The 23578-nt window shown below is 61.6% G+C and carries 22 protein-coding genes; 9 read left to right on the plus strand and 13 right to left on the minus strand.

Annotated elements, in window-relative coordinates; genetic code table 11:
• Positions 1-8 precede the first annotated feature (8 nt).
• The 4 genes from ACA062_RS27890 (at position 9) to ACA062_RS27905 (ending at position 3982) form a co-directional block, all read left to right on the plus strand.
• Positions 9-662 carry an alginate O-acetyltransferase AlgF gene (locus ACA062_RS27890; protein WP_497453914.1) on the plus strand — a complete coding sequence of 218 codons (654 nt, stop codon included), beginning with the start codon at positions 9-11 and terminating at the stop codon, positions 660-662.
• Positions 663-872: 210 nt separating this feature from the next.
• Positions 873-2324: a mannose-1-phosphate guanylyltransferase/mannose-6-phosphate isomerase gene (locus tag ACA062_RS27895; protein WP_497453915.1), complete on the plus strand. Its 1452-nt coding sequence runs from the start codon at positions 873-875 to the stop codon at positions 2322-2324.
• Between the two features lie 284 nt (positions 2325-2608).
• Positions 2609-3073, plus strand: a complete 465-nt coding sequence (locus ACA062_RS27900) for a multidrug transporter (protein WP_497453916.1) — start codon at positions 2609-2611, stop codon at positions 3071-3073.
• Positions 3074-3157: 84 nt separating this feature from the next.
• Entirely contained in the window at positions 3158-3982 is an 825-nt protein-coding gene (locus ACA062_RS27905) for an SDR family oxidoreductase (RefSeq protein WP_497453917.1), read from the plus strand.
• Positions 3983-4109: 127 nt separating this feature from the next.
• Here the strand turns inward: ACA062_RS27905 and ACA062_RS27910 are convergent, their stop codons facing one another.
• The 4 genes from ACA062_RS27910 to ACA062_RS27925 all read right to left on the minus strand — a co-directional run bounded on the left by ACA062_RS27910 (position 4110) and on the right by ACA062_RS27925 (position 9045).
• Positions 4110-4973, minus strand: a complete 864-nt coding sequence (locus ACA062_RS27910; protein WP_497453918.1) for an efflux RND transporter periplasmic adaptor subunit — start codon at positions 4971-4973, stop codon at positions 4110-4112.
• A gap of 39 nt (positions 4974-5012) precedes the next feature.
• The gene (locus ACA062_RS27915; RefSeq protein WP_007896379.1) at positions 5013-5213 is read right to left on the minus strand and encodes a DUF1656 domain-containing protein; all 201 of its coding nucleotides are present in this window, start codon (positions 5211-5213) and stop codon (positions 5013-5015) included.
• The gene (locus tag ACA062_RS27920; protein WP_497453919.1) at positions 5203-7395 is read right to left on the minus strand and encodes an FUSC family protein; all 2193 of its coding nucleotides are present in this window, start codon (positions 7393-7395) and stop codon (positions 5203-5205) included. Before ACA062_RS27920 ends, ACA062_RS27915 begins: the two co-directional genes overlap by 11 nt.
• 138 nt (positions 7396-7533) lie before the next feature.
• Positions 7534-9045, minus strand: a complete 1512-nt coding sequence (locus tag ACA062_RS27925; protein ID WP_497453920.1) for an efflux transporter outer membrane subunit — start codon at positions 9043-9045, stop codon at positions 7534-7536.
• Between the two features lie 284 nt (positions 9046-9329).
• Between ACA062_RS27925 and ACA062_RS27930 the strand changes: the two genes are divergently transcribed.
• The 4 genes from ACA062_RS27930 (at position 9330) to ACA062_RS27945 (ending at position 12929) form a co-directional block, all read left to right on the plus strand.
• A complete protein-coding gene (locus ACA062_RS27930) occupies positions 9330-10298 on the plus strand; it encodes a LysR family transcriptional regulator (RefSeq protein ID WP_497453921.1) in 969 nt (322 codons plus the stop codon).
• Between the two features lie 433 nt (positions 10299-10731).
• Positions 10732-11037, plus strand: a complete 306-nt coding sequence (locus tag ACA062_RS27935; protein WP_497453922.1) for a DUF6124 family protein — start codon at positions 10732-10734, stop codon at positions 11035-11037.
• 194 nt (positions 11038-11231) lie between these two features.
• A complete protein-coding gene (locus ACA062_RS27940) occupies positions 11232-12206 on the plus strand; it encodes a 2-hydroxyacid dehydrogenase (protein ID WP_497453923.1) in 975 nt (324 codons plus the stop codon).
• 213 nt (positions 12207-12419) lie between these two features.
• Positions 12420-12929: a DUF2165 family protein gene (locus tag ACA062_RS27945; RefSeq protein WP_497453924.1), complete on the plus strand. Its 510-nt coding sequence runs from the start codon at positions 12420-12422 to the stop codon at positions 12927-12929.
• A 9-nt stretch (positions 12930-12938) separates the two neighbouring features.
• On the opposite strand, the gene ACA062_RS27950 is transcribed toward ACA062_RS27945, so the two are convergent.
• Positions 12939-13841, minus strand: a complete 903-nt coding sequence (locus ACA062_RS27950) for a DMT family transporter (protein WP_497453925.1) — start codon at positions 13839-13841, stop codon at positions 12939-12941.
• Positions 13842-14119: 278 nt separating this feature from the next.
• On the opposite strand from ACA062_RS27950, the gene ACA062_RS27955 reads away from it, so the two are divergent.
• Complete coding sequence (locus ACA062_RS27955; RefSeq protein WP_497453926.1) at positions 14120-14995, plus strand: helix-turn-helix domain-containing protein; 876 nt, start codon at positions 14120-14122, stop codon at positions 14993-14995.
• A 289-nt stretch (positions 14996-15284) separates the two neighbouring features.
• Here ACA062_RS27955 and ACA062_RS27960 read toward each other — a convergent pair whose 3' ends face one another.
• The 8 genes from ACA062_RS27960 to ACA062_RS27995 form a co-directional block, all read right to left on the minus strand.
• Positions 15285-17714, minus strand: coding sequence for a TonB-dependent siderophore receptor (locus ACA062_RS27960; protein WP_497453927.1), 2430 nt, complete (start codon positions 17712-17714; stop codon positions 15285-15287).
• A 217-nt stretch (positions 17715-17931) separates the two neighbouring features.
• Positions 17932-18921 carry a FecR family protein gene (locus tag ACA062_RS27965; protein WP_497453928.1) on the minus strand — a complete coding sequence of 330 codons (990 nt, stop codon included), beginning with the start codon at positions 18919-18921 and terminating at the stop codon, positions 17932-17934.
• A complete protein-coding gene (locus tag ACA062_RS27970) occupies positions 18918-19481 on the minus strand; it encodes an RNA polymerase sigma factor (RefSeq protein WP_497453929.1) in 564 nt (187 codons plus the stop codon). The genes ACA062_RS27965 and ACA062_RS27970 overlap by 4 nt, the downstream gene beginning before the upstream one ends.
• Before the next feature lie 4 nt (positions 19482-19485).
• Positions 19486-19812, minus strand: coding sequence for a DUF3325 domain-containing protein (locus ACA062_RS27975; RefSeq protein WP_497453930.1), 327 nt, complete (start codon positions 19810-19812; stop codon positions 19486-19488).
• On the minus strand, positions 19812-21395 hold the full coding sequence (locus ACA062_RS27980; RefSeq protein ID WP_497453931.1) for a PepSY-associated TM helix domain-containing protein: 1584 nt from the start codon (positions 21393-21395) through the stop codon (positions 19812-19814). Before ACA062_RS27980 ends, ACA062_RS27975 begins: the two co-directional genes overlap by 1 nt.
• The gene (locus tag ACA062_RS27985; RefSeq protein ID WP_497453932.1) at positions 21395-21691 is read right to left on the minus strand and encodes a DUF3649 domain-containing protein; all 297 of its coding nucleotides are present in this window, start codon (positions 21689-21691) and stop codon (positions 21395-21397) included. The genes ACA062_RS27980 and ACA062_RS27985 overlap by 1 nt, the downstream gene beginning before the upstream one ends.
• A 230-nt stretch (positions 21692-21921) precedes the next feature.
• Positions 21922-22332 (minus strand): HPF/RaiA family ribosome-associated protein, encoded by a 411-nt coding sequence (locus ACA062_RS27990; RefSeq protein ID WP_059403312.1) that lies wholly within the window; start codon positions 22330-22332, stop codon positions 21922-21924.
• A gap of 214 nt (positions 22333-22546) precedes the next feature.
• Positions 22547-23494 (minus strand): LysR substrate-binding domain-containing protein, encoded by a 948-nt coding sequence (locus tag ACA062_RS27995; protein ID WP_497453933.1) that lies wholly within the window; start codon positions 23492-23494, stop codon positions 22547-22549.
• Between the last annotated feature and the right edge of the window lie 84 nt (positions 23495-23578).

The raw sequence follows: 23578 nt of genomic DNA on the forward strand, positions 1-23578 counted from the left end.
GGTACACCATGACTTTCACTACTACTCCTCGCCGTCTCGCTAAGACTTTGGCTCTTGTCGCTGGCATGAGCGTCCTGTCCATGCAGGCTTTCGCCGGTGACGCCGCGCTCTACGGCCCGACCGCTCCAAAAGGCTCGAGCTTCGTGCGTGTCTACAACGCCGGCAACGCTGAAGTCAGCGCCACCGTCGGCAGCACCAACCTGGCCGAAGTCGCGCCGCTGTCCAGCACTGACTTCAGCTTCATGCCCGGTGGCGACTACAGCGCCAAGGTCGGCAGCCAGTCCCTGCCGGTGAAACTGGCCGGTGACCACTATTACACCCTGGTCAACAACGCCAGCGGCGCGCCGCAACTGATCGAAGAGCCGCCGTTCAAGAACAAGCAGAAATCCCTGGTTCGCGTACAGAACCTGAGCGACAAGGCCCTGACCCTGAAAACCGCCGACGGCAAGACCGAAGTGGTGCCGAACGTGGCCGCCAAGGGCCGTGGCGAGCGTGAAATCAACCCGGTCAAAGTCAGCCTGGCGCTATACGATGGCGACAAGAAAGTCGGCGACGTGAAACCGGTTGCCCTGGAACGCGGTGAAGCCGCCGTGCTGTACGTCACCGGCAACGGCAGCAGCCTGTCGCCAGTGTGGGTAAAACGCCCGGTTTCGACGCGCTAAAACATTTGCCCGGTTGACCCATTTTCCTGTGGGAGCCGGGCTTGCCCGCGATGCAGGCGACTCGGTGCTACAGATGCACCGAGTTGATGCCATCGCAGGCAAGCCAGCTCCCACAAGGATCGAGGCGTCAATCAGGACACGAAACAAGAAAAAGAGTGAAACGACAGAACGCAGTAGCTCTGACCCAAACGATTTTCAAGGAGTAACAACATGATTCCGGTGATTTTGTCAGGTGGTAGCGGCTCACGTCTTTGGCCGCTTTCGCGTAAGCAATTCCCCAAGCAATTCCTCGCCCTGACCGGCGAACACACGCTGTTCCAACAAACCCTGGAACGCCTGGTGTTCGAAGGCATGGACACCCCGATCGTGGTCTGCAACAAGGACCATCGCTTTATCGTCAACGAGCAGTTGCTGGCCCGTAACCTGGACACCCAGCGCATCCTGATGGAGCCTTTCGGTCGCAACACTGCGCCGGCGGTGGCCCTGACCGCGATGATGCTGGTCAATGAAGGTCGCGATGAATTGATGCTGGTCCTGCCGGCCGACCACGTCCTCGAAGACCAGAAAGCCCTGCAACGCGCCCTGGCCCTGGCCACCGTCGCTGCCGAAAACGGCGAAATGGTGCTGTTCGGCGTACCGGCCACCAAACCGGAAACCGGCTACGGCTACATCAAGTCGACCAACGACTCGCTGCTGCCCGAAGGCGTCAGCCGTGTGTCGCAGTTCGTCGAAAAACCGGACGTCAAACGCGCCACCGAGTTCGTCCAGTCCGGCGGTTACTTCTGGAACAGCGGCATGTTCCTGTTCCGCGCCAGCCGCTTCCTCGAAGAGCTGAAAAAACACGATCCGGACATCTACGACACCTGCGTCCTGACCCTGGAACGCAGCGAACAGGATGCCGACACCGTCGACATCGATTCCGCGACCTTCGCCTGCTGCCCGGACAACTCCATCGACTATTCGGTCATGGAAAAAACCCAGCGCGCCTGCGTCGTGCCACTGACTGCGGGCTGGAGCGATGTCGGCTGCTGGTCGTCGTTGTGGGAAGTGAACAAGAAAGATGCCAACGGCAACGTCACCAAAGGCGACGTGGTCATCCAGGACAGCAAGAACTGCATGATCCACGGCAATGGCAAGCTGGTGTCGGTGATCGGCCTGGAAAACATCGTGGTCGTCGAAACCAAGGACGCCATGATGATCGCCCACAAGGACAAGGTCCAAGGCGTGAAACAGATGGTCAACACCCTCAACGCGCAAGGCCGCAGCGAAACCCAGACCCACTGCGAAGTCTATCGTCCGTGGGGCTCCTACGACTCGGTGGACATGGGCGGCCGCTTCCAGGTCAAGCGCATCTCGGTCAAGCCGGGCGCCTGCCTGTCGCTGCAAATGCACCACCACCGCGCCGAACACTGGATCGTGGTCAGCGGCACCGCCGAAGTGACCTGCGACGAAAACGTGTTTCTGCTGACGGAAAACCAGTCGACCTATATTCCGATCGCTTCGGTCCACCGTTTGCGCAATCCGGGCAAGATTTCACTCGAGATCATCGAAGTGCAATCGGGCAGCTACCTGGGCGAAGACGATATCGAGCGGTTTGAAGATATCTATGGTCGCTCCAACCCGATTGAGCGTGGCGTGTCGGTGAAAACCATCGCGCAGTAAACGTTCGGTAATACAAAAGCCCCCATGCTACTCACTGCGTCCGCAGTGGGTTGGATGGGGGCTTTTTTTCGCCTGTTTTTTTATTGCCCCGGCTGGCCCCTTCGCGAGCAAGCTCGCTCCCACAGGGGATGGGTGTTGCCACATGATTTATGATCGACGCAAATCCCTGTGAGAGCGAACTTGCTCGCGAAGAGGCCAGATAACCCACCGCCGAAATCATTCCCATCGCCAATCCCCCCTACGCTTAGGTACGATGACCCTCTCTATCCCCGAGGTTTCGCGTCATGTTCATCGGCGTCCTGCTGGTCATCACCTGGCTGATCCTGTTGCTGCGCTATCCAGCCAAGGCCTTGCCTGTCTCTGTAGCCGCTGCCATCGGATTGGGCGTGGTAGCCACCTGGGTGATCTGGATGGACAACCGCGAGGTCAAGCAACTGGCGCGCCTGGAGCTGCGCATCACCTATGCGCCTGAACACTGCCCGGCGGATCGTCCGCTGAAATTGACCATGAACAATGGCAACGACGTGCCGCTGACCGAGTTGCGCTGGCGTGTCGCGGCGTACGCACCGGGCGATACGGTGAACCTGGCCGACAATCAATACGCCGCGCCCCGCTATCGCGGCCCGGGCGAACTGCAGCCGGGTGCGAACTGGGACGACTGTTTACCGATACCGCCGTTGCGCCCCGGTTATCGCCCGCAAACCCTGGAGTTTCGCGCCGAGCGCTTGCAGGGTAGTTTTTCTGACTGACCGCGTTATCGTTCATCGCGAGGTCGGATCGCCGCACCGCTCGCGCCAACACACCACACCTTTCCATTGCACAAGGACCGCGCCATGCCCGTTGCGTTGATTACCGGTTGTTCCAGCGGCATTGGCCGCGCCCTGGCCGACACCTTTAAAAATGCCGGTTACGACGTCTGGGCCAGCGCCCGCAGGACCGAAGACGTAGCGACGCTGGCGGCTGCCGGGTTCACCGCCGTACAACTGGACGTCAACGATGGCGTGGCACTCGAGCAGTTGAGCAAGCGAATCGACCAGCAACAGGGCGGTCTCGACGTGCTGATCAACAACGCCGGTTATGGCGCGATGGGCCCGCTGCTCGATGGGGGTGTGCCAGCCATGCAGCGCCAGTTCGAAACCAATGTGTTCGCCATCGTTGGCGTGACCCGGGCCCTGTTCCCGGCGTTGCGCCGGGCCAAGGGTCTGGTGGTGAACATCGGCAGTGTGTCCGGGGTGTTGGTCACGCCGTTCGCCGGCGCCTACTGCGCCTCGAAAGCGGCGGTGCATGCCTTGAGCGATGCATTACGCATGGAACTGGCGCCCTTCGGTATTCGCGTCATGGAAGTGCAGCCGGGGGCTATCGCCTCCAGTTTCGCCAGGAATGCCGGGCATGAGGCGGAGCAGTTGATCAGCGAACAATCGCCGTGGTGGCCACTGCGTGAAGGCATTCGGGCGCGGGCCAAGGCGTCCCAGGACAACCCGACCCCGGCCGCTGAATTTGCCGCCGGTTTGCTCAAGGCGGTACAACAGGGCAAACCGCCAAGGCTGGTGCGCCTGGGCAATGGCAGCCGGGCGTTGCCGTTGTTGGCGGGGTTGTTGCCCAAGGGGTTGTTGGAGGCGGGGTTGATGAAGCGGTTCGGGTTGAGGGGGCAACTCTGAGACCGAGTCGACCCCATCGCGGGCAAGCCCGCTCCCACAAGGTCTGCTGGATGGCACAGATAGCATTAACACCAAAGATCCCTGTGGGAGCGGGCTTGCCCGCGATGGGCGCGACTCGGTCTACCGGTTATGCACCATCACCTTGTTTCACCACCACGGTGCAGGTAATCCCCGCCGCCAACAGCACCCCCTCCGGCACTTCGTCGATGTGAATCCGCACCGGCACTCGCTGCGCCAGGCGCACCCAGTTGAAGGTCGGGTTCACATCCGCGATCAATTCACGGCTTTCAGGGTTATCCCGGTCATAGATCCCGCGAGAAATGCTTTCCACATGCCCCTTGAGCACTTCACCGCTCATCAACTGCATATCGGCCTTATCGCCCACCCGCACGTGAGGCAGTTTGGTTTCTTCGAAGAAGCCGTAAACCCAGAACGAGTTCATATCGACCACGGCCATTTTCGCTTCGCCGATGCGCGCGTAGTCGCCGCGATGCACGTTGAGGTTGGTCACGTAGCCGTCCACCGCTGACCGCACTTCGGTGCGTTTGAGGTTCAGTTGGGCGGCTTCGAGTTGGGCCTGGGCATGCTGGTAATCGGCCAGGGCCGAGTCGGCGATGTTGCTGGCGTCGTCGCGGTTTTCCCTGGAGATCACCAGGTTGTCCATGTCGGCGCGGCGATGGGCGTTGACCTTGCGCATCTCCCATGTCGACTTGCGCGAGGCGACCAGGGACTGCGCCTGTTTGACTGCTATGCGGTAGTGTTCGGGGTCGATGCGCATCAGCAGATCACCCTTTTTCACCAATTGGTTATCGCGCACCGGCACGTCCACCACTTCCCCGGTGACGTCGGCAGCGACGTTGATGATATCCGCGCGCACCCGGCCATCGCGGGTCCACGGCGTGTCCATGTAATGCGCCCACAGGGTCCGTCCGATCCATAGCGCGAGGGCCAGTACCAGCAGGGTGGCGAGCAGGCTGAAAAGCTTTTTCATCAGGGCCTTCTTCAGAGATAGAGAGTCAGTGATACAGAGTCAACGGTAGACAGTCAGCGCCAGGGCGCCGAACAGACAGGTAAACAGACTCAGGCGCAGCAATGCCGGGTGCCAGAAGAAGCGGTACAGGTCGAACCCGGACAGAAATCGGTCCAGTGCCCAGGCCAGCGCCGCGGCGATGAAAAACATCAGCGTCATGGTCGGCATGTACACGCCGTGGAAGGCGATTTCACGAGGCATGTTCAAGTCCTTGGGGCGGGGTGTTCACGTACGCGGCGAGCGGTGATTGCGGATCGAGCAACGAGGTGCGGATGAAGTGCAGGTAGCTCTTCACCCGGCGCAATGCCGAGGTGTCGAAGTGCGGGGCGAAGGGTTCATCGGTGGCTTGCACGCGACTGATGGCGTGATCCACGGCGATCAACCCACGCTGCAGATTGCTCTGGCTCGGCTGCAGGAACAGCCGCACCAGCGAGCGGCCCATCACCCGGATCGCCTGGCGCCACGGCTGCGATTCGGCGTAGGCCGGATGCACCGGCAGGATCGCCTGTTCCTTGCGCAACTCGATGATCGCGTGGCCGACTTCCAGCACCACGAACATCCAGCGCAGCAGGTCCCGCTGCACCTGCGGCTGGCCCGCGGCGAGGCCGTAGGCCTGGTGCAGCAAATCCCGGGTACGGCTTTCGAAACTCGACGCCAGGCCTTTGAGTTTGCCGCTGATGGCGTAGACCACCTGACCACGCAAGTCCTGCTCCAGCCGACGCCATAACCAGCGGCTGTTGGGCGGCAGGATGATCGCCCCGGCCGCCGCGCACACCAGCATGCCGAACACCATGGCGATGTAATCGTTGATGAAGGCGTAGGGGTTGTAGACAGTGAGGTTGTCCGGCACCGAACCGGTGCTGAAGAAAATCAGCAAGCCGAGGCCGACGCCGGCGTATTGCGGGCGTGAGCTGAGGAACGAGCCGAGCACGATCACCGGCGCGAGCATCACGCAGAGCAATGGAAAACCATCGATCCAGGGGAAGATGAAAAACATCTCGACGAAGCCGATCAACGCCCCGAGCAGGGTGCCGCAGGCCATCTGGAACGCCATGCGTTTGGGGTTCGGCGTTGCGGCTGAAAGGCCCACGGTGGCAGCGGCAATCAGGGTCATGGTCGCCCCGCTCGGCCATGCCGTGGCGACCCAATAGCTGCCCAGCGCCAGCAGAATGAACGCGGCACGAATTCCCGAGGCGGCTGATGCCAGCCAGTTGGTTTGCGGGGTGAACGGCTCGTCCCAGCGTTCCCGCTCGTGGCTGTGATCGGCCAGGGAGGCATGGGTCTGTGCATAACTGTGCAAGTCGTCGACGAAGCGATAAAGCAATTCGTAGGCGGTGTGGAAATCCAGCTGTTCGGCGTCGCTCGGATCGCTCGCTTGAAACGTCGCCCGCAGGTGGCGGACTGTCGCCGGCAAGTTGGCCTTGTAACGCGTCAATGCAGCTGTCAGCCGTGCAGCGTCGGGACTGGTCAGGGCGCGAGCGCTGAAACCGTCGAGCAATTCGGCGAGGTCCTGCAGGCCCGGCTTGATCGCCGCGACCACGTGATCAGTGCCATGGCTGCGCAAGCGTTCGAGCAATTGGTGCAAGGCGTTGAACCGCGTGGTGATGCCCATGAACTCGCTGTTCAAGCGACTGAGCCGACCGTTGCGCCGGCGCATGTGCGGGTCTTCGAACACCGTGACGCTGCGCAAGCCTTCCAGCCCCACGGCTTCAGCGATAAAGCGCACGTTGCTCGCTTCGAACGCATCGCGTTTGCTGCGGCCGCGCAAGCCATCGGTGACAAACAACGCGAATACGCCGAAGCGCTGATACAGGGCGTTGCGCATCGCGGCGCTGGCGGTTTGCGGCAGGATCGCGGCGCTGACCACGGTGGCGCAAAGAATCCCCAAAGAGATTTCCAGCACACGCCACACCGCGGCCATGAATGCGCCGTCCGGGTGAGCCAGTGCAGGCAAGCCGACCATCGCGGCGGTGTACCCGGCGAGCACAAAACCATAGGCGCGAAAGTTGCGATAACGCGCCGCGCCGGCCGAGCAAATGCCCACCCAGATCGCCAGCGAGCCGAGGAACAGTTCGGTGTTCTGCGCGAACAAGGCAATCAGCGCAACCATCACCGCCGACCCGGCCAGGGTGCCGAGGAAGCGATAGAAACTCTTGGCGAACACCTGGCCGCTTTGCGGCTGCATGACGATGAACACGGTGATCATCGCCGTGCGCGGTTGCGGCAATTCCAGGCGCATCGCCAGCCACAAGGTCAGGAACGCAGCGAACAGCACTTTGAAAATGTAGACCCAGGTCACGCCGTCGCTGCGTGCCCAGTCGAAAAAACCCCGGCGCCATTCCAGGGAATACAGCCAGCGCAAAGGTGCGGGCAAGGGAGTCATGAATTCCTGCTCAATGATATTCAGTTAAAACACAGGACCTGTGGGAGCGGGGTTGCCCGCGATAGCGGTGGGTCAGGCAATAAAATGACGACTGACACACCGCCTTCGCGGGCAAGCCCGCTCCCACAGGGTCCTTGTTCAATTCAGGATGCTCGTCAACGTAGGCGGGGGTTTCGGTGCAGCGGTCTGGCTGGGTTTTGGCACGTCGTCGCCCGCACCCAGTCCGCCGCCCAATGCCGTCACCAGTTCAGCGTGAGCACTGAGCCGCGCCGCCTGCACCTGTTGCTGCACTTGCTGCTGCTTGAACAACAGGGTCTGGGCGTTGAGCACGTTGAGGTAGTCGGTGAGCCCGCGCTGGTAGGCGATCATCGCGATGTCGTAGGTCTTCTGCGCGGTGGCGACGGACTCGGCGGCGAAGGCTTGCTGCTTGTCCATGGACTCGCGACGGATCAACTGGTCGGAGATGTTCTTCAGCGCATTGACCAGCGTCTGGTTGTACCTGGCCACGGCCATGTCATAACCGGCCGAGGCCTCGCCCAGCTCCGAACGCAAGCGACCGCCGTCGAAGATCGGCAACGAGATCGCCGGGCCGACGTTGTAGTTGAGTTTCTTGCCGGTCAAAAACTCCAGCGCACCGCCGCCGGTGGCCATGTAGCCGAGGCTGCCGACCAGATCGACGTTGGGATAGAAGCCCGCGTGGGCGACATCGATTCCCCGCGCCAGCGCCGCCACTTGCCAGCGGCTGGCGACCACGTCCGGGCGTTGACCGAGCAGTTGCGCCGGCAGCGACGACGGCAATTTCAGCGCCGCGCCCAACGACAACGTCGGCCGTTGCAGCTGCGCGCCCTCGCCCGGCCCCTTGCCGGCCAGCGCGGCGAGCTGGTTGCGACTCAGCGCGATCTCCTCGTCCAGCGCATCGATCTGCCGATGGGTTTCGGGCAAGGGCGTCTCGGCCTGGCTGACTTCGAAATGCGTGCCGATTCCGCCGTCGAGGCGCTTTTGCGCCAGGTCGAGGATTTGCTGTTGCTGCGTCAGGGTCGCGGCGACGATGTCCCGTTGCGCGTAGTGCAACGAGAGTTCGATGTAGGCGCGCACCACGTTGTTCTGCAATTCGAGCTGGGCCAAGCGTGCTTCGACGGCGCTCATGTGGGCCAGGTCCACGGCACGTTCGGTGCTGTTGCTTTCGCGGCCCCAGAGGTCGAGGGCGTAGCTGAAGCCCAGCGCCGCATTGTTGTCCCAGGTGGTGGTGTTGGCCAGATCGCCGGGGCCGTAAAACTGATCGGTGGGCCAGTTGTGGCGCTTGAGCGTGGACTCGGCATTGATCTGCAGTGACTCGGCGGATTGCGCGATGCCCGCCATGGATCTGGCCTGACGCACCCGGGCGGCAGCCATGGCGATGCTCGGGCTGCCTTGCACGGCGAGGTCGATCCAGCGGTTCAGTTGCGGGTCGCCATACGCCTGCCACCATTGCGCGGCGGGCCAGTGAGCGTCCTGCGCAGCGCTTTGGATGGCTTCGTCGGTGGCCAGTGAATCGGCCTCCAGTGCCTTGCCCTGTGGGGCAATGCCTGCGGTGCCGATGCAGCCGTTGATTGCCAGGGTTAAAACCAAAACACTGAGCGTCTTTAGCGCTCTGTTGATGCGACGCGGCACTGCTGAAAATTCCTGAGGTAGAGAAATGTCCCCGGTAGGGCTGTAGGAGCCGGTTGCTGGCGATGGCATCACCGCGGTGTATCTGAAAGACCGCGGTGATGCCATCGCCAGCAAGCCGGCTCCTACAGGGGCGCAATTCTAGGGGGCGGCTGGTAGGGCGATAAGCTGGGATTCCTGTGAATCTTTGTTACCGTTAACGCGATAATCCCTTGGTCCACCTTTAGTCGCCTGTAAAAAATCGGCAACTTCGTGTCACAATTTGCCATTCGCCCAGAGAGCACCCCATGGACACCTTGCAAAACATGCGCGCCTTCAGTTACGTGGCCGAGGCCGGCAGCTTCACCGCCGCCGCCGTGCAACTCGACACCACCACGGCCAACGTCTCGCGCGCGGTCTCCAACCTGGAAGCCCACCTGCAAACCCGCCTGCTCAACCGCACCACCCGCCGCATCGCCCTGACCGAGGCCGGCAAGCGCTACCTGTTGCGCTGCGAGCAGATCCTGGCCTATGTCGAAGAAGCCGAAGCCGAAGCCAGCGACGCCCACGCGCGCCCGGCCGGGCAACTCAAGGTGCACACCATGACCGGCATCGGTCAGCACTTCGTGATCGACGCCATCGCCCGCTACCGCAGGACCCACCCCGACGTCACCTTCGACCTGACCTTGGCCAACCGCGTACCGGACCTGCTGGACGAGGGCTACGACGTGTCCATCGTCCTTGCCAGCGAACTGCCGGATTCGGGCTTCGTCTCCCAGCGCCTGGGCATCACCTACAGCATCGTTTGCGCCTCGCCGGCCTATGTAAAAGCCAACGGCTGCGCCCATAAACCCAGCGACCTGCTCAATCACGCCTGTCTGCGCCTGGTAAGCCCGGTGATCCCCCTGGAAAAATGGACCTTCGACGGCCCGGATGGCCAGGAAATGGTCACCATCAACAGCTCACCGTTCCTGGTGAACTCCGCCGACGCGATGACCACCGCGATCATCAGCGGCATGGGGGTTGGCGTGTTGCCGGTGTATGCGGCCATCGAAGCCCTGCGCAATGGCACGCTGGTGCGGGTGATGCCGAACTACCGCTCCCAGGAATTGAACCTGTACGCGATCTACCCGTCGCGACAGTACCTGGATGCGAAGATCAAGACCTGGGTCGAATACTTGCGCGGTTCGCTGCCGGAGATATTGGCGGCGCATCAGGCGGAACTGGCGGCGTATGAGTTGAGTGGCAGTCTGGGCGGGGTTCGGTTGGCGAATTGACCACCGACTATTGGCCTGCCGACACCGATTACTGTAGGAGCGAGCTTGCTCGCGAAGGCGGTGTGTCAGTCAATATTTGAGCTGAATGACACACCGCCTTCGCTGGCAAGCCAGCTCCTACAAAGGGTGTGGTGTCCTAGGATGTTTCCCACACGTTCTGTCGGTTGTCGTGTGGGAAGCGAAATAGGTAGGCTTTGGGGGTCGCTGACGAATCAGCGATCAGGCCTGGAAAACCTGACCACTACCACAGCTCATGGCATACTGCGGCGCTTTTTTATGCTCGCAATGTTATGGCGGCTGTGCGCGGGAGACCTTCGGGTCTGCCGGCTTTGGTCCGTGGTCCGGTTTTTCCAGTCCGCGCACAGCTGCCACCCTATCGTCTGGAAAACGAAAGGTGGCGGTCCTGACATACAGACCATAGAGATACGCCCTCATGTTCAAACCAACCCCTAACCCCCCTGAAGCTGACTGCATTTCCTCACCAAAACCACTCACCTTCAAAGCCTCCATCCCGCCCCACACCCCCAGCCATCTATTCGTCGTCGCCCCCAACATCAAAACCGAAACCCTGCTCGTCCACGCCAGCGAATCCCTCGCCTCGGCCAGTGTCATGGCCAGTGACCTCGCCGGATTTCTCGAAGGCCCGCATCGCAACACCATGCTGGGCATCCAGCAGGTCATCATGCTGGGCGAACTGGCCGTGAATCGGGCTCTGGATAACGTCGATCCGCAGGATTAAAAATCCGCGCCTGCCCTGTAGGAGCCGGCTAGCTGGCGATCGCTGCAACACGGTGTACCTGACACACCGCTTTCGCTGGCAAGCCAGCTCCTACAGGGGACTGCGTACATCCGACGCATTCAGGTACTCGCACAACCTCCGGGAAGAATGTTAGCGTGCTTGGCATTCACCCAAGCCCGACGAGCCCTCCTCCCATGAAAAAGACCGTCCTCGCCTTCAGCCGCGTCACCCCCGAGATGATCGAACGCCTCAAGCAAGACTTCGACGTCATCGTGCCCAATCCGAAAAACGGCGACATCAACGCCCAGTTCAACGAAGCCCTGCCCCACGCCCACGGCCTGATCGGTGTCGGTCGCAAACTCGGTCGCGCGCAGCTGGAAAACGCCGCCAAACTGGAAGTCGTGTCCAGCGTCTCGGTCGGCTACGACAACTACGACGTCGGCTACTTCAATGAACGCGGGATCATGCTCACCAATACCCCCGACGTCCTCACCGAAAGCACCGCCGACCTGGCCTTCGCCTTGCTCATGAGCAGTGCCCGGCGCGTTGCGGAACTGGACGCCTGGACCAAGGCTGGCCAATGGCAAGCCACCGTCGGCGCGCCGTTGTTTGGCTGCGATGTACACGGCAAGACCCTGGGCATCGTCGGCATGGGCAACATTGGCGCCGCCATTGCCCGTCGCGGGCGCCTGGGCTTCAACATGCCGATCATCTACAGCGGTAACAGCCGCAAGACCGAACTGGAACACGAACTTGGCGCACAGTTGCGCAGCCTGGACCAATTGCTGGCCGAAGCCGACTTCGTCTGCCTGGTGGTGCCGCTCAGCGAAAAGACCCGACACCTGATCAGCCACCGCGAACTGGCGCTGATGAAACCGAGCGCCATTCTGGTGAACATCGCTCGCGGTCCGGTCGTCGACGAGCCGGCCTTGATCGAAGCTCTGCAGAACAACCGTATTCGCGGCGCCGGGCTGGATGTCTATGAGAAAGAACCGCTGGCCGAATCGCCGCTGTTCCAGTTGAAAAACGCTGTCACATTGCCGCACGTCGGCTCGGCGACCCATGAAACCCGCGAAGCGATGGCCAATCGGGCCTTGAGCAATCTGCGCAGCGCCCTGCTGGGTGAGCGACCGCAGGACCTGGTCAACCCACAGGTCTGGCAGCGCTGAGTGACCCACGGCACGTCCGGTGGACGTGCCGTGGCCCTGGCGGCTGCATCGATAGTCGGCAACCGATAACACCCATCCTTTACTGCGCTACTTAGCCTGATTCACCCTGAATGACATAACTTGCAACTCAGTTGCTCGTCGGGCTTATTCACAAACGTTATAAACTTCAAAAAACCTGGAGGCAGTACCAAACGGATTTTGGAGAACACTTAGATGAATCAACTCACCACCGTCTGCGCAATCAGGCGGAGCAAAGTAGTGATTGTCTTGATGGCGACACTCTTCGGCATAGCCACCCTGATCAATAACTTTACCGATTACACGGCATACACCGAGTATATCGGGCGAATCATCAGTATGAGCCATACCGAAGGTAACGATTCCCGACGCTACCGGGCGGTCACCTCGAGCCTGTTCCACCACCGGTTTTACTGGGCGATCATCACGCTCGAGATCATCTACACCTTCAGTTGCCTGTACGGGGCTTTTCAGCTATTTCGCAATCTCAATAAGTCACGCAACGATTTTCACGAGGCCAAGAAGTTCGCCATAGTCGGTTTGACCACCGCTATTTTTGTTTACTACGTCCTGTACGTCGTCGTACTGAATGAATGGTTCGACATGGAGTATTCCGCTCAGCACAATGCCTTTTACTGGGCACGAAGTAATATTGAATACATGTTCTTCGCGCTGATATACCTGGTACTGGCGTACGACAAATGAACAACCCGTTCATGCCAACTTGCCCGCCACCGGTTTGATCCCGGCGCCGGGTTTGCGAAACACCAGCACATTACCCAGCATGACCATCACCAGGCCTGCCAGCGCCGGGGCAGTCCACTGATAACCCTCGACAAAGGCCGACACGTTGAGCGCCACCACCGGGAACAACACCGTGCAATAGGCGGCCCGCTCCGGCCCCATGCGCCCGACCAGCGTCAGGTAGGCAGTAAACCCGATGACTGAACCGGGGATCACCAGATACATCAACGAGCCGATGTAGCGGGCATTCCACTCCATGTCGAACGGAATGCCTTTGACCAGGCACCAGGCTGCGAGCATCGCCGCACCATAGGCCATGCCCCAGGCGTTGGTGGTCAGTGGCTTGAGGCCGGCCTTCTGCTGCAGGCTCGACAGCATGTTGCCGGCCGAAAAGCACAGGGTGCCGAGCAGGGCCAGCCCCAGCCCGAGCAAGGTTTCCGGGCTGGCGGTATGACCGGCGAGTTCGGGCCAGAACAACAGGCCGAGCCCGAGCAATCCGAGCGCACCGCCCATCAGCACATTGCGCGCGATTTTCTGGCCGAAGAACACCCGCGCATTGAAGGCGTTCCACAGCGTGGCGGTGGAAAACACCACCGCCACCAGGCCGCTGGGGATCCACTGGCTGGCGGTGAGGAAGCACATGAAATTGATGCAGAACAGGCACAGCCCCTGCGCCACGCAGATCAGATGCCCGCGACGGTTCATCACTTGCAGCTTGCGGCTGAGCAGCAACATCACGAACAGCATCAGCGCGGCGAGGCCGAAGCGATAGACAATCGACACGGGGATGGCCACCACACCCAGTTGCCATTTCAGGGCAATCCAGGTGGTGCCCCAGATCAGCACGGTCAGCAAGTACAACGAAAGGTTCATGGCAAAGACTCCGGGATGGGGCAACGCTGTTCGCTTCTGTGGTGAGCGAGCTTGGTTCCGGGCGGCGATCCGACGTTGGGCTGCGCAGCGGACCGTTTTGTGAGTGCTGCGCACTCAAGCGGGAGCAAGCTCCCTCGCCACAGGACATTGTCTGGTCAGGTGCTCAGTGTCCCGCTCCAAGCCTTGGCGCACTTGCATAAACTTGCGCTTTTGTCGGCCGCCGGGCTGGCAGGCCAACGTCTACGGAGTAGGATGCAAGGCGTTGGAGAGAACCGATCATGCCCGCACTGGAAAGCCTGCAAGTGTTTCAAGCCCTCAACCGCTCGCCCAATGCTCGCCTCGAGCACAGCGCCGAGCTCGGTGACGGTATGGCTGCAGCCTTGTGGAGCAACCATCACGACGCCCAGGATTACGAAGCCCCGAGCCACCACACATTGTCCTGCTACATCGCCGGCGGCACCGGCACTTTTCGCCGCGACCGGCCCGGCACCAAGGGCGGCCCGGACAAGCTGTGCATCCTGCCGGCCGACCACCGATCAGCCTGGGTGATCAACGGCGACATTCGCCTCGCCCATGTTTATTTCAGCCCCGAACAGTTTGCCCTCGGCTGCGTCACGCTGCTGGACCGGGAACCGCGCGAACTTCAATTACGTGAAAGCACCTTCCTCGATGACCCGCAGCAAGCCCGACGCTTTCGGCAGTTGATCACGCTCAATTGGCAGGAGCCCGGCGAACGCCTGCTCACCAGCAGCCTGGCGCATGAAATGCTCAGTCACGTGCTGCTCGGCCAGGTCGGAATGCGCGAGGGCTTGCGGCTCAAGGGTGGATTGGCGGCGCATCAGCGGCGGCAGTTGGTCGAGTTCGTCGACAGCCAGTTGGCCGAAGCCATCAGCCTGGGGCAATTGGCGGGGTTGTGTGCGCTGTCGGAGTATCACTTTGCGCGGATGTTTCGGGAGAGCTTTGGCTTGCCGCCGCATCAGTATGTGCTGGCGCGGCGCTTGAGCCGGGCGCGGGACCTATTGCGCACGACGCTGCAGCCGTTGGGGGAGATTGCCTTGGCGTGCGGGTTTGCCAGTGCCAGTCACTTTACCAACCGGTTTCGTCAGGCGCTGGGGGGGACGCCTGGGGAGTATCGGCAGGCATTCTTGCGCTAGGCCCGAGATTTTCGGCGCCTGTCAGGCCGCCATCGTCGGAATGCCGCCCAGACCAAGCTCGCTCCCACAGTGGGTCGCATTTCTTCCAAACAACTCGGGCGACTGTGGGAGGTCTTCGGTGACTGTGAGGCCGCCATCGCGGGCAAGCCCGCTCCCACAGGAATCGTGTCGACCGCCAAAATCGGGCCCAACCCAATCCCTGTGTGCGGGGCACGTCCGCGAAAATCAGGCTCGACCCAAATCCTGTGGGAGCGGGCTTGCCCGCGATGAACGATGACGCGGTCTCGGATCAGAATTCCAAGGTGCTGGACAGCGTCACCTGCCGCGAATCCCCCATCGACACAAAAAACCGGCTCGCCGCCGAGGTGTAGTAAGTACGGTCGAACAGGTTCTTCACATTCAGCTGAAACTTGACCTTCTGCCCTTCAACCCGGGTCTCGTAGCTGGCGAATGCATCGGCCACGGTGTAGCTCGGCAGGTCGAAATCGTTCACCGCGTTACCCGCCCGCTCCCCCACGTACCGCGCACCCGCGCCCACCCGCAGCTGGTCACCGCCGACGAGGGTGCCGAAGTCGTAGACCGCCGACAGCGAGCCGCTGTTTTTGGCGACGTTCTGCAGTTTTTTGCCTTTGTAGATCGGGTCTTCAGTGACCTCGGCATCGGTGTAGGCATAGCTGCCGATCATGCTCCAGCGGTCGCTCAGCTGGCCGGTCAAATCCACTTCCAGGCCACGGGAACGCACCTCACCGGCCGCGCTGTAGAGCGTCACCGGGCCTTCGGAGTTGGCCACCAGCACGTTGCGCTTCCTGATGTCGAACAGCGCGACGTTACCGGTCACGCGGCCAGGGATATCGAGCTTGGCCCCCACTTCCCAGGACTTGGCCTCTTCCGGGGCGATGCTGCCGTCGAGCACGGTACTGCTGCCACTCAGCGGGGCGATGGTCGAGTTGGGTTTGAACGATTCGGTGTAGCTGCCGTAAAACGACAACGCATCGGTGTAGCGATAGACCAGGCCGGCGCGCGGTACCCATTTCTGCCCGTTGCTGTCGGTGTTGGCCCGGAACGGCACGCCTTTGCCGGCGTACTGGTCGTACTCCTGGAAGCGTGCGCCAGCCACCAGGATCCACTGGTCGGTGAGGTGGATCGAGTCCTGCACAAACACCGAATCGCTGCGCAGTTTATCGGTCTGCGCGCTGTCGGCCGGGCTGACGGTGGTGCCGGCGACTTCGCGGCCGTAAACCGGGTTGGTGTAACTGAAGGTGCTCAGGCTTTTCTGGCGGATCAGGTCTTCGCGGTAGATCTTGCGGTACTCGTCATCGATACCGAACACCAGGTCATGCTGCATGCCCCAGGCATTGACCTTGCCTTCGAGGCTGGCGGTGGTGAAGCGGTCGGTGCTGATGGCGTTCTGCGTGCCATCCATGCTCCGGGTCAGCGTGCCTGCGTTGGTGTCGATGGCCGTGATGCGCACCTGGCTGGCATCGTAGGTTTCGCGGTTCCAGCTGTAGCCGAAGTGCGCGTTCCAGTCGTCGTTGAGCGCGTGGTCGGCCTCGAAGCGATACAGGTCCGAGCGCCCTTCCATGTTGTTGAACGGCTCATCCAGGCGACGATCACGGGGGATGTCCAGTGGATGATTGTCACGCGGATCGATGATCGTGCCACGGTCGAAGGGGGTCAGGAACTCGCGGTGTTCATAGGCAAACAACAGCGTGGTGCTTTCACCGAACCAGGCCAGGGACGGCGCCACCAGGGTCTCGCGATGGGTGCCGAAATTGCGCCAGTAATCTTCGTCTTCGTGGTCCAGGACCATGCGATACGCCAGCCCGGAATCGCCCAGGGCACCGGTACTGTCAAGACCGCCACCGCTGCCGTTTTTGCCCTCACCATAGGTCGAGCCACGCACGGTCACTGCGTTGTATTGCTCAAGCTCGGGCTTCTTGCTGACCATGTTCACCACACCGCCCGGGTCCTGGATGCCGTAGAGCAAGGAGGCCGGGCCCTTGAGCACTTCAATGCGGTCGACGCTGGCATTGAGGCCACGGCCCTGTATCACCGGCATGCCGTCGCGCATGATCGAGCCGTTGCGGTTGTCGCCAAAGCCGCGGGTCATCACCGAATCCTGGGTGCTGCCCAAGGTATTGCCCTGGGTGATGCCGCTGACGTTGGCCAGCGCATCGTCCAGGTTGCGCGGTGCCTGATCGCGAATGACCTGGGCCGGGATCACGTTGACGGTCTGGGGGATTTCCTGGAGCAAGGCCGAGGAGCGCATCACCGAACTGGTGGGCGGCGGCTGGTAGCTCGTGGCTTGATCCATCACCGAGGTGATGGTGGTCGCGCCCAGGTTCAAAGTGCCTTCGCTGGGCAACGGCTCCAGGACCAGGGTGTGGCCGTCGGTGCGACGGAAGGTGAAACCCGAGCCGCTGAGCAAACGCTGCAGCGCCTGCTCGGCACTCATCTGCCCGCTGACGGCCGGGGCAGTGATGCCGTAGGGCGCCTCATCGGTGTAGACCACGCTGATGCCGGTGATCCGGCTGAAATCGCTCAAGGCCTGGGGCAATGGTTTGGCGGCCAGCGCAAAGCTGAATTGCGCACGCTGCTGGGCAGTGCCAGCCTCAGCCGCCAGCGCTACGCTCAATGGCAGCAACGCCAACGCCGAAAAGCTCAAGGCAGACACCCGCAACCATTGTTTGACCGAACCCGATTTTGCCCTGGACTTCATTGCTCATGACCTGTGTAGAACCGCAGCGGATGCGAATGACTCGCAGTTTCAGTCACTACACGGATGGCGTTTGGGTTTACCTCACCAGAAAGTTGAAAATATTTTTATCGGGAGTGATGGGGTGTTTGATCTGACGCCTTCGCCGGCAAGCCAGCTCCTACATTTTGGAATGCATTCCCCTGTAGGAGCTGGCTTGCCAGCGAAGGGGCCGGCCGCCTCACCGCAAAATAATCAGCTGCCCCAAAACGCGATGCTGCTCAAACCCCAACACCCCCTGCAACGCACTCAACACCGCCTGCGGATCCTTGCTCGGAAAACTGCCACTGATCCGCCGCGCCGCCAGCTCATCGTTGAGCAGCATGATCCGCCCCGGGTAATACCGCCCCAGGTCCTGCACCACCTCGGCCAGTGTCGCCTTGTAATAATTGAGCCAACCCTGACGCCAGGCCAACTGTGCTTCGCTGTCGACACTGTGGAGTTTTTCCGCCAGGCCATCGCCATAAGCCACTTGCTGGCCGGCCGTGAGAATCTGTTGCTCGGACTGTCTATCCGCCGCGACACCGACCCGTCCGGACAACACCGTGACCTGCGCGCCACGAGGTTGCAGACGGACTTCGAACTGCGTGCCCAGCACCCGCGCCTGACCCTTTTCAGCCTCGACCACAAACGGCTCGCCAGTATGGGTCACGCGGAAAAAGCCGGCACCGCGACGCAACTGCACATGCCGCTCGCCGCGACTGAAATCCACGGCAATCGCGCTGTCGGCATCCAGGGTGACTTGCGACTGATCCGCCAGGGTCACGGTGCGGATTTCCCCCGGTGCCGAGACATAGTCCGCCCCCAGATCATCCACCCAGCGCGACGGCTGCCAGCCTGCGCCGAGGCTGATCATCAGCACCAGGCACGCCGCCATTGCCAACGCACCGCCCCAACGCCGCACGCTGGGCCGGCGCGAGCGGTTCATGGTGTTCAGGTATCCCTGCAGGGCCAGGGCTTCTTCATCGGCCAAGGTTCGCGCCGGTGCTTCGGTCAACTCCCACACCACTTGCGCCCGGGCATACGCCTCGGCGTGGGCGGGGTCCGCCTGCAACCAATGGCTGAAGATCGCCTGATCGCCGCTGCCGGGCTGGTCATGCAACAGACTCAGCCAGGCCAATGCCGCCTGCTCCTGAGCCGGCGTCGGGGTGACGCGTTCGGTGGTGTTCACGGTGCTTTCCCTGGCGTGCGCGGTTGGGGTTCGCGAAGGCTGGCCTTGCAGGCTTCGAGGGCGCGCATCATATGTTTTTCCACGGCGCTTTGGGACAAACCCATGGCCTTGGCGATTTCGGCGTATTTGCGCCCGTGGATGCGGTTGAGCAAAAAGATCTGCCGCGTACGTTCGGGCAATGCGCGCAACGCGGCTTCGACGTGGCGCAAATCGTTGCCCGCCTCGAGTGCCGCTTGCGGTTCACTGCCGTGACTGTCCGGCGCATCCGGCATCCAGCCTTCGTTGACCCGTACCCGCGTGCCTTCACTGCGCAAATGGTCGATGGCGATATTGCCGGCGCATCGCAACAGGTAGGTGCTGAGTTCTTCGACCTGCACCAGCGGCCGGCGCCAGAAGCGCAGGAACAAGTCCTGCACCAGGTCCGCCGCTGTCGCCCGACAACCGACGCGCCGACTCACCAGCGCTTCCATTTGCGGACGCTGGGAAAGAAACACCTGGAGGAAATGCGCACGGGCGCCCCGATGCTCCTCATCGCGGGGTTCCGGAGGGCGGGTGATCATGCGGTCAGCACTGCGCAAACGCGGCAACGGGGCTGGCGAGCAGGCTCACCCCGGCCAACGACAGCGCCAGGCGCGGGCGATACGGCAGCAACAGCACCAGCAACAAGGCACTGAGCATCAACACCGCAAACCATTGCACCAGCCCCAGTCCCCAACCCGCCACCGACACCGCCGCCCACAAGGACAAGGCCAACAGCAGCCAGCCACCGATGCGCATGCCTTGACGGCGCCGGGCCGAGGGCTTGCGACCCAGCAGTTCGGCATGATGCCGATCCATCGACAAGCAGAGCGCGGTGAACCCGCCATAGCAAAACAAAAAGCCAAGCAACATCAGTGCGCCCCTCGCTCAAGGACGCTCGATTGCCCACGCGATGTTCGGGTAACGCTTCGAGCGTGCGCCGAGCGCTGCATTTTCCACGCCGCCCAAGCGAGAAACACACCGCTGCCCAGGCACGTCAGATCAAAGCCGGCCATGGCCCAGTCACCCTGCGCCAAGGTGACACCCAGGTGATAGGGCGTGGTCATGGCGTTCAACAGCGGCACCGCGCAAAACAGCAACGCTGCCAGCGCCAATTGATCGACCCACGCCGCGCGACCACGGCGGAGCATGGCATGCAGCACGCTCAAGCCCCAGACGCTGAAGAAACTGTACACCTCCCAATCCGCGCGCCCGGCCATCTCGACCGGCAACAAGCGATTGGCCCAGAAGTACGCCGCTACCGCGACCATCAACCCCGACATGCTGGCGATGTTCAGCACTTGCACCAGCCGCAACTCGAACGGCATCGCCGCGCTTTTCACATGTTTGAGCTGACGCTTGCCAAGCCAGATCACCAGCCCGGTGCCGATCATTGCCGTGCCTGCCAGCCCGCAAATGAAGTACAGCCAGCGCAAGACCGGGCCGGCGAAATGGCCCATGTGCAAACCGTAGAAGGCCCCGGAAATCGCCATGGGCAAACGCTGTTGCGGTGTCGTGCCGAGCAACTGGCCGGTGACGCCATTGAAGGTCACTGCACTGCCGAAGTCGTGGACCACCTGGTCGCTGCCATCACGGAAAAGCACCACCGAGGCGTTCACATCGCCCGGGTTGTTTACCGTCAGCCGCCCCACTCCACCGCCCGACCATAATTGGCGGGCCTGTTCCAGAAGCGGTGCCATCGGCGCCAACTGACCCGGTTGGCCAGCGGGCTCAGGCGTATTGGAAGCCGGAAACACCTCATCGTAAAACACCCGGACATCGCCCTTGTACGAGGCGAGGATGCTTGCCGGCATCACCATCGACATGAAAATCACCAGACTGCTGTAGGTGATCATCAGGTGGAACGGCAACACCAGCACCCCCACGGCGTTGTGCCCGTCGAGCCAGGAACGCTGGCCTTTGCGCGGGCGAAAGGTGAAGAAGTCCTTGAAAATTTTCTTGTGGGTGATGATCCCGCTGATCAACGCGACGAACATCACCATGGCCGCAATGGTCGACAACCAGCGGCCCCACGGATACGGCATCTGCAGCTGGAAGTGGAAGCGATAGAAGAAGTCGCCGCCCATGGTTTCCCGGCCCTGCACTTCGGCGCCGGTTTGCGGGTCGAGAAGTTTTTCTGTGAATTGACCCCGCTCGCCACGCTTGGCCGGGGTTTGCTGCCACCGCACCGAAAGACCCGGTTCCCGTGCATCGGGCAGATCGATGAGCCAGCGCGAAGCCCCGGCGGCGTGCCGCCGAAGATAATCCTGGGCCAGGCTCAGGCTGGCCTCGGAGGTAGCGGACCGGGCGGGAATCTCCGGCTGCATCCAGTGACTGATCTCGTCCTTGAAATAGGCCAGGGTGCCGGTCAGGAAAATGGCGAACAGCAGCCAGCCGAAGATCAGCCCGGTCCAGGTGTGCAGCCAGGCCATGGCCTGACGAAAACCCTCTTTCATCAGTGACCCACCCAGTACGCCAGGCCCGACAGTGCCGCCAGCACCAGGCTCGACACGATCAGTCCCCACCAGGCCTGCCATGCGCTGCGGCAGGCAAAACACCACAGCACCGCGACGAGGTAGGCCAGAAACGAAGTCATCATCCCGGTCACCACGGCTTCGGCGCGAGCCATGGGCAACCACAGGCTCAGGCTGACACTGGCCAGCGCCGCCACGAGGTAACCGCCCAACACGGCGGCCAGCACCCGCGAAGTGACCGCCAGTCGATAGGAAACAGGGAGACTTTTGCCTTTCATGTTTCGACCTTGAAACGAGGGTGGGATCGCGTGAAGTCACGGGACCAGCAAGGTCGCAATATTAATGATAAATATTCGCATATGCAAAACGATCCGATGAGATCGTCACTGCCGATCAGGGGATCCAAGGCGTTTTGAAAGACACGTCACGATCATGCATGGCGCACAAACGCGAACGGGCCTGCATAAGCAGGCCCGTTCTGTGTGGGAGGGTAAAAGTGAATCAGACTTCAGCCGTTTTGCGCAGCCTGTTCGTTCTCGAGAAACTCTTCTTCCAGAAGCACATCTGCGTGTGCCCCCCTCTCGAACGGCACCACAGCGGCACGTGGTTTGCCCCGCAGTTTGCCGAACAGGTGATCCAGCGCATGTTCCAGTTTGGTGGCCGCCCCGTCGATCGCCAGTTCCAGGGAGTCGGCTTTATGGGTGACAGAAATCGGTTGGTGGCCTTTTGGCCGCGCTTCCAGCTGGCAGCGCATGTCGTGCGGTCCGGGCTTGTCGCCGTTTTCGTCCCGCAGGTGAACCTCGACACGGGTCAGGTCCTCTTCATAACGTTCGAGCGTGCTCTCAATGGTAGTACGTACCCACTCCTCCAGTCGGATGCTGCTTTGAATATGGTTATCGCTGTTGACTTGGATTTGCATAGTTCATCCCTTATTTCAGCTAGCTCGCGAGAGGCGCATCGGCTGGCCCTTGGGCGTCATCACCGTGACCTCTTACTTACACAATCGGTGTGCGCGCGAAACAATTCAACCCCTGGATAAAGATAAATATGGATTTGCAAAAAAAGTCGGACAACCGGTAAAAGCGCTGCTAAGGTCGGGAGTTGGGTCGCCCCGCTCCGATGTCCCGAACGGCTCACATCTGCCGCTCCCCCAGCGGGTGCAGGCTACGAAACATCCCCGCCTCTTCCACCAGCCAGTCATGCACCGCACGCACGCCCGGATGACTCAGCGCGCCCGGCGCGTAGAGCAGCACATACCGCTTGTGATTGGGCACCGCCAGGCCAAACGGCACGATCAGCGTCCCGCGCTCCAGCTCATCGTTGAGCAGCGTTCGCCGCGCAATCGCCACGCCCATGCCGGCAATCGCCGCTTCGATGGTCAGGTGATTGCGATTGAAGGTATGCCCGCGCCGGACGTCCGCGCCTTCAAAACCGATGGCATTGAGATAGAACTCCCATTCCGCGTATTCATAGCTGCCGCGCCAGGCGGTGATGTCGTGCAGCAACGGGAAGTGCACCAGGTTCGCCGGGCCATGCAGCGGCGGGCGGCCACGCAACAGGCTCGGGGCACACACCGGAAAGATTTGCTCGTCGAGCAGGGCTGTGGATAACAAGCCGGGATAACTGCCGTCGTTCAGGTCGATGGCCAGATCGAAGTCGCCCTCGTGCAAGGGCACGCTGCTGTCCTCGGCCACCAGGCGCAATTGGATATCCGGGAAACGCTGCTGCAAACGCGGTAACCGCGGGGTCAGCCACTTGCTCAGGAAGGAGGGAATCGAGCGCAGCCGCAAAATCCCGCTGATCATTCCCGCGTCCAGTCGTCGTAATTCTGCATCGATGCTGCCGTAAGCCTCGTTGACTGTGATGGCCAGCCGCTGGCCTTCGGCGCTCAATTCCACCCCGCGAGCACGACGATGGAACAGGCGAAAGCCCAGCCGCTCCTCCAGTTGGCGGATTTGCTGACTGACCGCACCCGGCGTGATGTGCAGTTCTTCGGCGCATCGGGTGAACGACAAGTGCCGCGCGGCACAGGAAAACACGTGCAGCCAGACGTAGGTCTGGGCGTGCAATTGACGACTCATCGTTTAGTCCTGCTAAAGGCTGTCTTAGAAAGTTTCGTTGGTCACGTAGGACCAAGGGAGGCAGTATCGCCGAGATTGCGCTTG

Source organism: Pseudomonas sp. LBUM1679 (assembly GCF_059695565.1).

Bases quoted from the DNA above. Each gene is read 5' to 3' on its own strand.
- ACA062_RS27905 (WP_497453917.1), top strand. From the start codon at position 3,158: ATGCCCGTTGCGTTGATTACCGGTTGTTCCAGCGGCATTGGCCGCGCC.
- ACA062_RS27950 (WP_497453925.1), bottom strand. From the start codon at position 13,841: ATGAACCTTTCGTTGTACTTGCTGACCGTGCTGATCTGGGGCACCACC.
- ACA062_RS27930 (WP_497453921.1), top strand. From the start codon at position 9,330: ATGGACACCTTGCAAAACATGCGCGCCTTCAGTTACGTGGCCGAGGCC.
- ACA062_RS27900 (WP_497453916.1), top strand. From the start codon at position 2,609: ATGTTCATCGGCGTCCTGCTGGTCATCACCTGGCTGATCCTGTTGCTG.
- ACA062_RS27970 (WP_497453929.1), bottom strand. From the start codon at position 19,481: ATGATCACCCGCCCTCCGGAACCCCGCGATGAGGAGCATCGGGGCGCC.
- ACA062_RS27975 (WP_497453930.1), bottom strand. From the start codon at position 19,812: ATGTTGCTTGGCTTTTTGTTTTGCTATGGCGGGTTCACCGCGCTCTGC.
- ACA062_RS27915 (WP_007896379.1), bottom strand. From the start codon at position 5,213: ATGCCTCGTGAAATCGCCTTCCACGGCGTGTACATGCCGACCATGACG.
- ACA062_RS27980 (WP_497453931.1), bottom strand. From the start codon at position 21,395: ATGAAAGAGGGTTTTCGTCAGGCCATGGCCTGGCTGCACACCTGGACC.
- ACA062_RS27945 (WP_497453924.1), top strand. From the start codon at position 12,420: ATGAATCAACTCACCACCGTCTGCGCAATCAGGCGGAGCAAAGTAGTG.
- ACA062_RS27910 (WP_497453918.1), bottom strand. From the start codon at position 4,973: ATGAAAAAGCTTTTCAGCCTGCTCGCCACCCTGCTGGTACTGGCCCTC.
- ACA062_RS27990 (WP_059403312.1), bottom strand. From the start codon at position 22,332: ATGCAAATCCAAGTCAACAGCGATAACCATATTCAAAGCAGCATCCGA.
- ACA062_RS27935 (WP_497453922.1), top strand. From the start codon at position 10,732: ATGTTCAAACCAACCCCTAACCCCCCTGAAGCTGACTGCATTTCCTCA.
- ACA062_RS27895 (WP_497453915.1), top strand. From the start codon at position 873: ATGATTCCGGTGATTTTGTCAGGTGGTAGCGGCTCACGTCTTTGGCCG.
- ACA062_RS27940 (WP_497453923.1), top strand. From the start codon at position 11,232: ATGAAAAAGACCGTCCTCGCCTTCAGCCGCGTCACCCCCGAGATGATC.
- ACA062_RS27985 (WP_497453932.1), bottom strand. From the start codon at position 21,691: ATGAAAGGCAAAAGTCTCCCTGTTTCCTATCGACTGGCGGTCACTTCG.
- ACA062_RS27890 (WP_497453914.1), top strand. From the start codon at position 9: ATGACTTTCACTACTACTCCTCGCCGTCTCGCTAAGACTTTGGCTCTT.
- ACA062_RS27960 (WP_497453927.1), bottom strand. From the start codon at position 17,714: ATGAAGTCCAGGGCAAAATCGGGTTCGGTCAAACAATGGTTGCGGGTG.
- ACA062_RS27955 (WP_497453926.1), top strand. From the start codon at position 14,120: ATGCCCGCACTGGAAAGCCTGCAAGTGTTTCAAGCCCTCAACCGCTCG.
- ACA062_RS27920 (WP_497453919.1), bottom strand. From the start codon at position 7,395: ATGACTCCCTTGCCCGCACCTTTGCGCTGGCTGTATTCCCTGGAATGG.
- ACA062_RS27995 (WP_497453933.1), bottom strand. From the start codon at position 23,494: ATGAGTCGTCAATTGCACGCCCAGACCTACGTCTGGCTGCACGTGTTT.